Genomic DNA, 12511 nt, shown 5'->3' on the forward strand with positions numbered 1-12511 from the left:
TGCGCATTTTTCATCGAAGTCGGAGTCCGGTCTTGCGCGAAATCGTCCTGATCAACATCACAGGTGAAGACCGTCCCGGTCTCACCGCGGCCATCACCGGCGTCCTGCTGCAGGGTGGTGTGAACATCCTCGACATCGGCCTGGCGGTCATGCACGGCACCTTGTCGTTCGGCATTCTGGTCGATATCCCGGACAACGAAGTGGCCACCAACCTGCTGCAAAGCGTGCAGGCCAAGGCCCATGAGCTCAATCTGCAGGCACGTTACACGCCGATTTCCGAGGCCGATTACCAGCATTGGGCCGATGGCCACGGTGAGGCGCGTCATATCGTCACCCTGCTCAGCCGCAAGATCACCCCAGAGCAGCTGCAACGGGTCAGCGCGGTCATCAGCCAGTACGGCCTGACCATCGAGCGCATCGAGCGCCTGTCTGCCCGGGTGGGCCTGGATGCCGACACCGAGAAGGGCAAGGCGGCCGTCGAGATTTCCGTGCGCGGCGAGCCGAGCGATGCCCAGGCCTTGCGTGCAGACTTCTTTGCCCTGGCCGAAGCGCTGAGCATCGACATCGCCTTCCAGAAGGACGACCTGTTCCGTCGCAACCGCCGCCTGGCGGTGTTCGACATGGACTCGACGCTGATCGAGGCCGAGGTCATCGACGAACTGGCCAAGGCTGCCGGCGTCGGCGAGCAAGTGGCTGCGATCACCGAGCGGGCCATGCGCGGCGAGCTGGACTTCCGCGCCAGCTTCAAAGAGCGCATGGCGTTGCTCAAGGGCCTGGACGTGGGCGTGCTGGATGAGATCGGTGCCTCGCTGCGCCTGACCGAAGGTGCCGAGAACCTGTTCGCCGAGCTCAAGCGCCTGGGCTACAAGACTGCGATCCTGTCGGGTGGCTTTACGTATTTCGCCCGTCAGGTGCAGGCGCGCCTGGGCATCGATTACGTGTTCGCCAACGAGCTGGAAGTGGTCGACGGCAAGGTGACTGGCGTGGCTGTCGAGCCTATCGTCGATGCGCAGCGCAAGGCTGAGCTGCTGCAGCAGTTGGCCCGCGAAGAGGGCTTGCAACTGGACCAGACCATCGCCGTGGGTGATGGCGCCAATGACCTGCCGATGCTGTCGCTGGCGGGCCTGGGCGTGGCGTTCCGTGCCAAGCCGCTGGTACGTCAATCGGCCAAGCAGGCGATTTCGACCCTGGGGCTGGACGGTGTGCTGTACCTGCTGGGGCTGCGAGACCGCGACGCGCGCGGCTGATTCGAGATTTTGGGGCTGCTTTGCAGCCCTGATCTCTGTAGGAGCAGCCTTGCGCTGCGAAGAGGCCGGTGAAGCGGCGAAGATTTAGTTGTTTTCGCTGGCCTCTTCGCAGCACAAGGCTGCGTCTACAGGGGCATGTGTACCTGCTGGCCTCAGGCTTCGGCAGGCGCTGCCAGTAGCTGCCCCATGCGCACGGCCGAACCGGCGCCCAGGCTTTCTGCCCACTTCACCTGCTCTGGCCCGAACAGCACGATGGCGGTCGAACCCAGTTTGAAGCGGCCCAGTTCGGCGCCTTTTTCCAAGTGGATCGGCGCGCGGCTGCCTTCGTCGTAACGGAAGGTCTTCAGCTCACGCTTGGGCGGGGTTACCAAGCCGGCCCAGACCGTCTCGATCGAGGCGACGATCATCGCACCCACCAGCACCACGGCCATCGGCCCACGCTCGGTGTCGAACAGGCACACCACACGCTCGTTACGGGCAAACAGCTCGGGGACGTTTTCTGCAGTGGTCTGGTTCACCGAGAACAGGCGGCCCGGCACATACACCATCTCGCGCAGGGTGCCGGCCAGCGGCATGTGCACACGGTGGTAGTCCTTCGGCGACAGGTAGATGGTGGCAAACTCACCGCCCATGAACGGCGCAGCCATGGCTGGATCGCCGCCCAGCAGCTCTTGCGCGCTGAAGCTGTGGCCCTTGGCCTGGAAGATGCGGCCGTGTTCGATCGGGCCAAGCTGGCTGACCGCGCCGTCGGCCGGGCACAGGATGGCACCGGGCGTTTCGTCCAGCGGACGGGCGCCGGGCTTCAGGGCACGGGTAAAGAAGGCGTTGAAGTGTTCGTAAGCGCTCAGGTCTTCGACCAGGGCCTCGGACATGTTCACCTGGTAGCGCTTGGCAAACCAGGCGGTGAAGGCATTTTTGAACCAGCGTGCACGGCACTCGGCAATGCAGCCGGCCAGCCGCGACAGCAGGTGGTGCGGCAGCAGGTACTGGCTGATGATGAACAAACGGGATTTCATGCAGGTTCCTTAGACTTCTACAGGCGTGTCCGGGTGGTTGCCCCATTCGCTCCACGAGCCGGCGTAGGCCTTGACGCGTGGGTAGCCGAGGGATTTGGCCACCAGGTAGGTGAAACCGGAGCGGCGGTGGGTCTGGCAGTGGGTGATCACTTCCTTGTCGGGGGTGATGCCCAGCTTTTCGAGGACGTCGGCGATGTCCTGGCGGATGCGCAGGTGGTCATTGAGGTCCATGCCGGCAGTCCACTCGAAGTTGATCGCGCCGGGAATATGACCGCCTTTGGCCGCCAGAACCTTCTCGCCGCTGTATTCCTGCGGGCCGCGGGCGTCCCAGATGACCAGGTCATCGGCGCCCAGGCGGCTTTGCAGGTATTCGCGGGTGGCGGTTGGCTCGCCATGCACGTGCAAGCGTACGGGCGTGTTGGCCGGCGCCGGTACGTCGGTCACCAGCGTGTCTGCCGGCCAGGCCTGGATACCACCATTGAGGTAGTGGTAAGCCTTGTGGCCGATCACGTCGAGCAACCAGATGAAGCGCCCGGCCCAGCCGCCGCCTTCATCGTCATACACCACATAGACGGCGTCGTCGCGGTGGCCGAGTTCGCTGAACAGTTTTTCCAGATCGCCCAAGGCCGGCAGCAGGCCGGGTGCAGGAGGCTGGCCCAGCTGGGTGCGCTTGCCTTCGACAAAGCGTGCGCCGGGGATATGGCCGCTGACATAGCGGTTGGCGCTGCTCAGGTCGACCAGGATCAGCTGTGGCGAATCCAGGCGCGGCAGCAGGTCTGCGGCTTCGATCACCAGGGGCAGGCCGGAAAAGTCAGTCATCCACGGTCTCCAGTGTGGAAAGAGGGGCGATTGTAGCGCAAGGCTCAGCCCTTGCGGTTGGCAAACACCGACAGCGCGCGCTCGATGCATTGCGCGGTTTTACCAAAGGCTTGCACGCTGATATCGGCCAATGGCCGGCAGCCCTGGTCGGCCACCATCAGCATCAGCACCTGATCGTTTACCGCCAGCGAGCGCAGCAGCACGTGCTCGCTGCGGAACAGGGCACGCAGCGGGGCGGGCAGCAGGGCCGAGAACTGGCTGTGGTTTTCCGGGGTGATGCGCAACTGTCCGGCCTGGGCCATCAGCTTTTGCAGCAGTTTGTTTTGCGACACCTGCAGGGCCAGGGCTCCGGCCTCTTTGGGCAAGCCGGCGGCCTGTTGCACGCGCAGGTAGTCGCTGGCCTTGTCCAGGCTCAGCAGCAGGATGCGTTGCATGCCGCAGGCCAGCAGGGCTTCGCGGGCCTGGGTGGCCAGGTGCACGGTATTGGTGAACGGGCTGGGCTGGGCCAACAGGTCCTGGCACAGCTTGCGCCAGCGCGCCAGGTCGTCGCTATTGGGCGGTGGTGGGGCCAGCATGTCCGGGTGCGGGCGGCGCTGGTGCCAGGGCCAGATCAGTGCTTCCGCCGGGTGGAACAGGGCATGCCTGGCGTGGCGGCGGGCGCTGGCCGCGGCCTGCTGGTGCACTTGCTGCTGCACGTCTTCCAGTGAGGTTTGCAGGTAGAGCGCAGTCAGCAGTTGCCAACGCAGCAGGTGCGGGTTGTCCCAGCCCACCTGCGCCGCCAGCGCAAGGTTGTTGGCCAGCAGCACGGTGTTGGCCGGCTGGTTGAACCAGCGGCGCAGGCCCGGCTCGGCATCCAGGCGGTGTTGCTGGCTGAGCAGGTCTTCGTCGCGGGCGATGCTCAGCACCTGGGCCAGTTGTTCGCGTTCTTCCAGCAGTAAGCGGTAACCCTGGGTTACCCACTGCGGCAGGCGCCAGTACTCCGCCATGGTCCGGCACAGCGCCATGATGCGCACGCCAAACAGCTCTTCTTCTACTTGGGCGGCGTCCTCGCCCTTGTGGATAACCCGCAGCTCCCAGGTGTCGAGCAGCTTGGGGTAGGCCAGTGCCAGCGGCCACAGGGGTGACAGGAACAGCAGGCTGCCCCAGTGAATTTCCTGCCACAGCCGTGCCAGGCGGCTGGCGAACAGGCCGCTGGCCTGCTGCGAAGCGTGCTGGCTGATCAGCTGGAACTGGCTGAGCACTGGCGGGATGTCTTCGACGGGCACGGAGGGCAGGCGCTTGAGCAACTGCTCGGTGCGGGCCAGGCCCAGCCGGTTAAGGGCGATTTCCAGGCTCTCGGCAGGCTCGGCCTGGCTGGCGTTGGTCGGGTGATTGGCCTCACGCAGCACGGAAAGCACCAATGCCGGGCTGTCCTGCATCAGTTCGGCGATGTCGCGCAGCGAGCGGCGGCTGTCATTGATGGCAGCGATTACCCGGTCGTGACTGTGCTTCGGCACGGGGATGCGGACACTCTCCAGCAGCTTTACCCAAGCCTCTAACGTACGCGGCGGCTGAGCGGGCACCTTGGTTTCAATTGGCATTTTGACATCAGTCCGAACTGGCTTTTCGCTTTGAGTGGCTATAGTCTGGCGCAGTTCTGCCGATAAGTAGAAGAAGAGTTTTAAAGCTCCCAGTCTCATACCCCGACCACGACAGCAAGTGCTTTGAACCTATGGCTAAAATTATCGGCATCATCGTCGTATTCGCGAGCGTGCTCGGCGGATACGTGCTCTCCCACGGCAAGATTGCGGCGCTGATCCAGCCGTTCGAAGTACTGATCATCGGCGGTGCGGCCTTCGGTGCATTCTTGCAGGCCAACCCTGGCCACATGACCATGCACGTCATCAAGAAGTCGATGAAGATGTTCGGCTCGCGCTTCTCCCATGCCTTCTACCTGGAAGTGCTGGGCCTGGTGTACGAGATCCTCAACAAGAGCCGTCGTGAAGGCATGATGGCCATCGAGAGTGATATCGAGGACGCCGCAGCCAGCCCGATCTTCGCCAAGTACCCCACCGTGCTGGCGGATGAGCGCATGACGGCGTTCGTCTGTGACTACTTGCGCATCATGTCCACCGGCAATATGGCCCCGCACGAGCTCGAAGGCTTGTTCGACATGGAGCTGCTGAGCATGAAGGAAGAGCTCGAACACCCCTCCCATGCGGTGACCGGCATTGCCGACGGCATGCCCGGCTTCGGTATCGTTGCGGCGGTACTGGGTATCGTGGTGACCATGGCTTCGCTCGGCGACGGCGACCAGGCGGCCATCGGCATGCACGTCGGTGCAGCGTTGGTCGGTACGTTCTTCGGTATCTTGGCGGCCTATGGCTTCTTCGGCCCCTTGGCCAAGTGCCTGGAGCACGATGCCAAGGAAGAGCTCAACCTTTATGAGTCGATCAAGGCCTCGCTGGTCGCGTCGGCCTCGGGCATGCCGCCGTCCCTGGCTGTGGAATTCGGGCGCAAGGTGCTCTACCCGAAACACCGCCCAAGTTTTGCCGAGCTGGAACAAGCGGTTCGCGGTCGCTGAGTCATGGAAAACAATCAGCCGATCATCATCAAGCGCGTCAAGCGCTTCGGCGGCGGCCATCATGGTGGCGCCTGGAAAATCGCCTTTGCCGACTTCGCCACGGCGATGATGGCGTTTTTCCTGGTGCTGTGGCTGTTATCCACAGCCACCCCCGAGCAGAAAATCGCCATTGCCGGTTACTTCCAGGACCCGATCGGCTTCTCCGAGAGTGGCACGCCCTACGTGATCGACCTGGGCGGCTCGCCCGAGATGGCGCCGGAAAAGACCATCAACCCTGAGGTGAAGACCGAGCCGACGCAGGAGTCCACGGTTCAGCTGAACAAGGACCAGGTCGAGACCATGGCCGAACAGGTCGAGCGCGAGCGCCTTGAGCTGTTGCTGCAGGAACTGCAGAACAAGGTCGAAGAAAACCCGCAACTGCAGAAGTTCAAGGACCAGATCCTGTTCGAGATCACCCAGGACGGTTTGCGTATCCAGATCATGGATGCCGAGAACCGGCCGATGTTCGACCTCGGCAGTGCGCGTTTGCAGCCGTATTTCGAAGACATCCTGCTGGCCATGGCCGACACCATCAAGGCGGTGCCGAACAAGATCAGCGTCAGCGGCCACACCGATGCCAAGCCGTTCGCCGGCACTGGTGAGTTCGGCAATTGGGAGTTGTCGGCCAACCGTGCCAACGCGGCGCGGCGTGCGTTGGTTGCCGGGGGCTATCCGGATGGGCAAGTGGCCCGGGTGGTGGGTTATGCGTCGTCGTCGTTGTTCGACCGCAAGAACCCGTTCAACCCGGTCAACCGGCGTATCGACATCATCGTGCTGACCAAGAAGGCCCAGCGTGATATCGAAGGTGAGCAGGCCGCGCCCGAAACGCCGCCGGCCCAGCCAGCACCGCCTGCCGGCGCCGCGCCGGGGGCTTCTTCGGCCCCTGCTGTACCGGGTGCTGAGCAAGCGCCGATGCAGCCACGCGAGCTGCGCCAGAAGCTGAACATCTTCGAGGATGGCACGCTGAAGATGGACGAAGCCAAGGAGCAGTAAGTGACTGGGTCCGCTCTGCGGCCCATCGCTGGCAAGCCAGCCCCCACCCGAACTATGTAGCCTCCAAGTCAAGCGCCGCACCTGTAGGCGCTGGCTTGCCAGCGATGAGGCCGGAACAAGCACCACAAGACAGTTGCTCCCACGGGGGTTGTGCGAGGCTCAGGCCCACACCCTATCTGTGGGAGCCGGCTTGCCGGCGATGGGGCGCGTAGCGGCCCCAATGCATTCAGAACCCCCGGCGGATCTTGGCCTTGAGGTCGGCATGGAAGTAGTCGGCATTATCCCGGTCAGCCCCTAACCCTCGCCCTGGCGGCAATGACATGGCCCGCTCGAAGGTGCGTTCATCGTGATACGCACGCACGAACAGGTCGATGTGCGGGCGCTCGCGCATGATCGGCCATCTGCCCAGGCACTCAGGCAGTGTGCCTGGCCCTTTGCAATAGAAACTCACCCGGCGGCAGCCCATTGCCGCAGCCCCCAGCAGCCAGGCAGTCCACCATTGTTCACCGACGCTGGCCGGCAACACGCCGACCCAATGGGTGGCATCGCTCATCTGCTGGCAGAAACTGCCATAGAGGTCATCGCGGGTCTGACCATCGCTGTCGTATTGCACCAGCTGGGTGGGGATGCCTTCGAGCAGCAGGCGCTCATTGAGGATGAACGCGTCGAGCCGCTCTTCGTGGCGGTAGCTGATAAGAACCGGCATGGCGGTTGCCCTCCCTGATAGAAGCCATGACCATCAGCGAAAGCAGGAGAAGGGGCAATAGATGACGCTAAAACCGGAGCGGTCTTACGCGCTCCGGTAATATTTCCTACAAATCAGGCGGGTTAGTAGCTGTCTTCCGGCAGGCTGGCGATGATCGAGCGGTAGCTGTTCATGCGTTGCTGCTTGATCCGGCCTTCGTCCAGCGCCTTGAGCAGCGCACAGCCCGGCTCGCGGTCATGCTTGCAGTCGCGGAAGCGGCAGGTGCCGAACAGGTCGCGGAACTCGATGAAGCCCCCTTCCACGTCATCGCGGCTGACATGGCCCAGGCCGAACTCGCGAATACCCGGCGAGTCGATCAGGTCACCGCCATTGGGGAAGTGGTACAGGCGCGCGGTGGTGGTGGTGTGCGTGCCTTGGCCCGACCATTCGGACAGGTCGCCGACGCGGGTGTCGGCAGCGGGCAGCAGGCTGTTGACCAGCGACGACTTGCCCACGCCTGACTGGCCGACGAACACACTGATGTGCCCGTCCAGCATCTGCTGCAGGCGTTGCATGCCGTCACCCTGGTGGGCCGAAACCTCCAGCAGCGGGTAGCCGAGGTCGCGGTAGACCTCGAGTAGCGCCTGCAACGCCGGGGCGTTCTCGTCGTTGATCAGGTCGGCCTTGTTCAGCAGCAGCAACGGACGGATGCCGGCGTGTTCGGCGGCTACCAGGTAGCGGTCGATCAGGTTTGGGTGGGGCTCGGGGGCTGGCGCGAAGACGATCACGATCAGATCGACGTTGGCCGCCACCGGCTTGAGCTGGCCGTGGTTGTTTGGCCGGCACAGCTCGGTGCTGCGCGGCATCTGCGCGACGATAACGCCGATGCCCTGGTTGCCCGCCCGCCAGACCACGCGGTCGCCGGTGACCAGCGCAGGCAGGTTGGCCCGCAGGTGGCAGCGGAAGATCTGCCCAGCTACGTCGCCGTCCTGGGCTTCGACCTCGACCTGCACGCCAAAGTGCGCGATCACCAGGCCCAGTTGCTCTGGCCCCAGGTCGCCGCCTTCCAGCTCTTGCAGCGTGTGCTGCTCGCGTTTGGCGGCGCGAGCGGCGCGCTCGTTCTGGATTTTTTCGATACGCCAGTTTTGGCGACGATTGAGCTGGCGTTTGGCCATGAAGATTCCGTGCTGGGACAGATTGAAAACGGCAGGCAGTTTAGCACGCCGGGCGCTCGACCATTCTGCTTACCTTTGCACCGCGCGCCGCACATGCGCCCGCCGCACTCGCTAGGCTACTATGACGGCCTATACGAGGAGCCCCTGCATGCAAAACCCACAGAACCTGATCTGGATCGACCTGGAAATGACCGGCCTGGATCCGGACAGCGACGTCATCATCGAGATGGCCACGATTGTCACCGACAGCGATCTGAACACCCTCGCCGAAGGCCCGGTGATCGCCATTCACCACAGTGACGAAGTGCTGGCGCGCATGGACGAATGGAATACCCGTACCCACGGCGGCTCGGGCCTGACCCAGCGCGTGCGCGAGAGCAAGGTCAGCATGGCCGAGGCCGAGGCCCAGACCATCGCCTTCCTCGAGCAATGGGTGCCCAAGGGCAAATCGCCGATCTGCGGCAACAGCATCTGCCAGGACCGCCGGTTCCTGTATCGCCACATGCGCAACCTGGAAAACTACTTCCACTACCGCAACCTCGACGTCTCGACCCTTAAAGAGCTGGTCGCACGCTGGGCGCCGAATGTGCGCGACAGTTTCAAGAAGGGCGGCACCCACCTGGCGCTGGACGATATCCGCGAGTCGATTGCCGAACTGCGCCATTACCGCGAGCACTTCATCAAGGTGTGAAGCGTGAGGGCGCAGATATTGTGTCTGTGCCCTCTTTTGGTGCCCTGGGCAACTGGTTAGACTGCGCGCCTTTCTCGCACGGACTCGCACCATGTTGTTGATGCTCTACCTCATTGCCATCACCGCTGAAGCCATGACCGGCGCGTTGTCTGCCGGCCGCCGCGGCATGGACTGGTTCGGCGTGGTGCTGATTGCCTGTGTCACGGCCCTGGGTGGCGGCTCGGTGCGCGACGTGCTGCTCGGGCATTACCCGCTGACCTGGGTCAAGCACCCTGAGTACCTGGTGCTGACCAGTTGCGCGGCACTGCTGACGATTTTCATCGCCCCCATGATGCGCCGCTTGCGCTCGATGTTCCTGGTGCTAGACGCCCTGGGGTTGGTGGCCTTTACCTTGATCGGTTGCATGACGGCACTGGAGATGGGGCAGGGCATGCTGGTAGCGTCGATCAGCGGCGTGATCACCGGGGTATTTGGGGGCATCTTGCGCGATATCTTCTGTAACGACATCCCGCTGGTGTTCCGTCGCGAGCTGTATGCCAGTGTGTCGTTCGCGGCGGCGTGGTTCTATCTGGGGTGTGTGCACTTCCAGTTGCCAGCGGAGCAGGCCATGTTGCTGACCTTGTTCGGCGGGTTTCTGCTGCGCTTGCTGGCGATCCGGTTCCACTGGGAAATGCCCAAGTTCCACTACAACGACCAGCAATAGAGCCGCCTTCAGGTGCGACGCGGTCACTGTGGGAGCGGGTTTACCCGCGAAGCAGGCACCGCGGTGTAGGGCACCGGCTCCGCCGGTGTTCGCGGGTGAACCCGCTCCCACAGGGATGGCGTGGCTACTGGATACCGTGCCGTTCCAGCGCCCACTCCACATGCTCGCGCACCAGTGCCGAGGCATCCTCGCGCCGTGCCTTCAGGGCCTCGATCACCGGGATCGTCGAAGGCGCATTGCCCAACCCCACGGCCAGGTTGCGCAACCAGCGCTCATACCCCGCGCGCCGCAATGGCCCGCCTTCGGTCTTGCGCAGGAAGGTCTTTTCGTCCCACAAGAACATCTCGGCCAGCTCGGCATTTTCCAACCCATGGCGCGGCTGGAAGTCCTGCTCCTGCGTGGGCCGGGCAAAGCGGTTCCATGGGCAGACGATCTGGCAGTCGTCGCAACCAAACACCCGGTTGCCCATCATCGAGCGCAACTCGACGGGGATCGCCCCCTTGAGCTCGATGGTCAGGTAGGAAATGCAGCGTCGGGCATCCAGCACATAGGGCCCGACAAAGGCCTTGGTCGGGCAGATGTCCAGGCACGCCTCGCAACGCCCGCAGTGCTCGCTGGTGTGCGCGTCGTCCACCGGCAACGGCAGGTCGACGAACAGCTCGGCCAAAAAGAAGTAGCTGCCGGCCTTGCGGTTGAGCAGCAGGGTGTTCTTGCCGATCCAGCCCAACCCGGCTTGCTCGGCAATCGCCTTTTCCAGCACCGGGGCGCTGTCGACGAAGGCCCGGTAGCCAAACGGGCCGATGGCCTCCTGGATGCGATCTGCCAGGTGCTGCACGCGCTTGCGCACCAGCTTGTGGTAGTCGCGGCCAAGGGCGTAGCGCGATACGTAGGCCTTTTCCGGCTGGGCCAGGCGTTGCGCCATCTGCGTGTCGCCGGGCAAGTAATCCATGCGCAGCGAGACCACCCTTACCGTGCCGGGGATCAACTGGTCGGGGTGTGCGCGTTTGCCATCGTGAGCGGCCAGGTATTCCATCTCGCCCTGATAGCCGGCTTCTAGCCAGCGCTGCAGGTGCTTTTCGTGCTCGCCAAGGTCCACCCCGGCGATGCCGACATGGGCAAAACCGAGTTCTTGGCCCCAGATCTTGATGGATTGGGCCAGGGCGGGGAGGTCAAGTGTGCAAGCGGACATGGATGGGCAGGCAATACGGGCTCAGGTGCGTATAATTCTGCCAGACATTGGAGCCTTTGACCCCATGCCCCAGACCAAACAACCCGCGCATGCCCCGCAACTGCTCAGCAGCGTGACCGTCGCGCACCTGCCGGCGAGGCCTGCGCATGCCCATAAAAGTGACTTCGGCCATGTGCTGGTGGTTGGCGGCGACCTCGGTACGGGCGGTGCGGTGCTACTGAGTGCCGAAGCCGCGCTGCGCTGTGGTGCCGGGTTGGTCAGCGTGGCGACGCGTCCTGAACATGTTGGCGCATGCCTGGCCCGCCTGCCGGAAGCCATGTGCCTGGGCGTGAGTTCGGCCAATCAGCTGATGGGCGTGCTGGAGCGTGCCTCGGTGCTGGTGGTCGGCCCGGGGTTGGGGCAGGCGGCGTGGGGCCGTAGCCTGTTGTCGGCAGTGGCCAACGCTGAGCAACCGCAGGTCTGGGATGCTGATGCCTTGAACCTGCTGGCGCGCACGCCCCTGGCCCTGCCCAGCGGCAGCATCCTCACCCCGCACCCGGGGGAGGCGGCGCGGTTGCTGGGGATTTCCACCGAGGCCGTGCAAGCCGACCGCCCAGGGGCTGCGCGCAAGCTTGCCCGCCGCTATGCCAGCGTCTGCGTGCTGAAGGGTGCCGGTACCCTGGTGGCCGACCCGAGCGGGCAGTTGGCGCGGTGTGACCGTGGGCACCCGGCCATGGCCGGCGCCGGCCTGGGCGATGTGTTGACCGGCGTGCTGGCGGCGCTGCTGGCTCAAGGCTTGGGGGCCTGGGAGGCCGCCTGCTTGGGGGCGTGGCTGCATGCCTGTGCGGGCGAGCGCCTGGGCGTCAAAGGTAGAGGCCTGGCAGCCAGTGATCTGGCGCCGGTCATTCGTGAGTTGTTGGAGGAGCATTCTGCGTGTCTGGCTTAACCCTGTTTCTGGCCGATGAAGCGGCCATGGTCGCGTTTGGTGCGCGGCTTGCCGAAGTGACCGGCGGTCATGGCGTGATTTTTCTCGAAGGTGACCTGGGGGCGGGCAAGACCACGCTCTCACGTGGCCTGATCCGTGGCTTGGGCCATACTGGTGCAGTCAAGAGCCCGACCTTTACCGTGGTCGAACCGTACGAGATGGGTGAGGTGCGTGCGTTCCATTTCGACCTGTATCGCCTGGTCGATCCGGAGGAGCTGGAGTACATGGGCATACGTGACTACTTCGAGGGCGATGCGCTGTGCCTGTTCGAGTGGCCACAAAAGGGTGCGGGCGTTTTGCCAAAGCCTGACCTGACCATTACCATAAGCCCCCAAGCGAGCGGACGCTCGCTGAACCTTTCGCCGCAGGGGGCTCGCGGCGAGGCTTGGTGCGTTGCACTGGGCAAACACTAAAACTGTAAGTGGGG

Annotated in this window: 13 protein-coding genes; 7 read left to right on the forward strand and 6 right to left on the reverse strand. The window is 63.9% G+C overall.

All coding sequences use genetic code 11. The features are described from left to right. Positions 1-32 precede the first annotated feature (32 nt). A complete protein-coding gene (gene serB / locus D886_RS0103150; RefSeq protein WP_027592515.1) occupies positions 33-1247 on the forward strand; it encodes a phosphoserine phosphatase SerB in 1215 nt (404 codons plus the stop codon). 152 nt (positions 1248-1399) lie between these two features. On the opposite strand, the gene asd is transcribed toward serB, so the two are convergent. From asd to D886_RS0103165, 3 genes are read right to left on the reverse strand one after another with little or no spacing between them, the layout of a single operon-like run. Further along, complete coding sequence (gene asd, locus D886_RS28445) at positions 1400-2263, reverse strand: archaetidylserine decarboxylase (RefSeq protein WP_027592516.1); 864 nt, start codon at positions 2261-2263, stop codon at positions 1400-1402. Between the two features lie 9 nt (positions 2264-2272). Continuing rightward, positions 2273-3082: a rhodanese-like domain-containing protein gene (locus tag D886_RS28450; protein WP_027592517.1), complete on the reverse strand. Its 810-nt coding sequence runs from the start codon at positions 3080-3082 to the stop codon at positions 2273-2275. Between the two features lie 44 nt (positions 3083-3126). Then, complete coding sequence (locus D886_RS0103165; RefSeq protein WP_027592518.1) at positions 3127-4662, reverse strand: HDOD domain-containing protein; 1536 nt, start codon at positions 4660-4662, stop codon at positions 3127-3129. Positions 4663-4793: 131 nt separating this feature from the next. Here D886_RS0103165 and motA point away from each other — a divergent pair, with 131 nt between their 5' ends. Together motA and motB are read left to right on the forward strand one after the other, a co-directional pair. Beyond that, positions 4794-5645, forward strand: a complete 852-nt coding sequence (gene motA, locus D886_RS0103170; RefSeq protein WP_027592519.1) for a flagellar motor stator protein MotA — start codon at positions 4794-4796, stop codon at positions 5643-5645. A 3-nt stretch (positions 5646-5648) separates the two neighbouring features. Next, positions 5649-6677 carry a flagellar motor protein MotB gene (gene motB, locus D886_RS0103175; RefSeq protein ID WP_027592520.1) on the forward strand — a complete coding sequence of 343 codons (1029 nt, stop codon included), beginning with the start codon at positions 5649-5651 and terminating at the stop codon, positions 6675-6677. A 226-nt stretch (positions 6678-6903) separates the two neighbouring features. On the opposite strand, the gene D886_RS0103180 is transcribed toward motB, so the two are convergent. Together D886_RS0103180 and rsgA are read right to left on the reverse strand one after the other, a co-directional pair. Beyond that, positions 6904-7383 (reverse strand): hypothetical protein, encoded by a 480-nt coding sequence (locus D886_RS0103180; RefSeq protein WP_027592521.1) that lies wholly within the window; start codon positions 7381-7383, stop codon positions 6904-6906. Between the two features lie 122 nt (positions 7384-7505). Beyond that, complete coding sequence (gene rsgA / locus D886_RS0103185; protein ID WP_027592522.1) at positions 7506-8537, reverse strand: small ribosomal subunit biogenesis GTPase RsgA; 1032 nt, start codon at positions 8535-8537, stop codon at positions 7506-7508. Between the two features lie 148 nt (positions 8538-8685). Here rsgA and orn point away from each other — a divergent pair, with 148 nt between their 5' ends. Both orn and D886_RS0103195 read left to right on the forward strand, forming a co-directional pair. Further along, positions 8686-9228, forward strand: coding sequence for an oligoribonuclease (gene orn, locus D886_RS0103190; protein ID WP_027592523.1), 543 nt, complete (start codon positions 8686-8688; stop codon positions 9226-9228). Between the two features lie 91 nt (positions 9229-9319). Continuing rightward, positions 9320-9931 (forward strand): trimeric intracellular cation channel family protein, encoded by a 612-nt coding sequence (locus D886_RS0103195; protein WP_027592524.1) that lies wholly within the window; start codon positions 9320-9322, stop codon positions 9929-9931. A gap of 124 nt (positions 9932-10055) precedes the next feature. Here the strand turns inward: D886_RS0103195 and queG are convergent, their stop codons facing one another. Next, positions 10056-11120 carry a tRNA epoxyqueuosine(34) reductase QueG gene (queG, locus tag D886_RS0103200; protein ID WP_027592525.1) on the reverse strand — a complete coding sequence of 355 codons (1065 nt, stop codon included), beginning with the start codon at positions 11118-11120 and terminating at the stop codon, positions 10056-10058. 64 nt (positions 11121-11184) lie between these two features. Here queG and D886_RS0103205 point away from each other — a divergent pair, with 64 nt between their 5' ends. Further along, entirely contained in the window at positions 11185-12045 is an 861-nt protein-coding gene (locus tag D886_RS0103205; protein WP_027592526.1) for an NAD(P)H-hydrate dehydratase, read from the forward strand. Next, a complete protein-coding gene (gene tsaE, locus D886_RS0103210) occupies positions 12033-12497 on the forward strand; it encodes a tRNA (adenosine(37)-N6)-threonylcarbamoyltransferase complex ATPase subunit type 1 TsaE (protein ID WP_027592527.1) in 465 nt (154 codons plus the stop codon). The genes D886_RS0103205 and tsaE overlap by 13 nt, the downstream gene beginning before the upstream one ends. Positions 12498-12511: the final 14 nt, after the last annotated feature.

The sequence above is a fragment of the Pseudomonas sp. LAIL14HWK12:I7 genome (genome assembly GCF_000483465.1).
GTDB classification, from domain to species: domain Bacteria; phylum Pseudomonadota; class Gammaproteobacteria; order Pseudomonadales; family Pseudomonadaceae; genus Aquipseudomonas; species Aquipseudomonas kermanshahensis.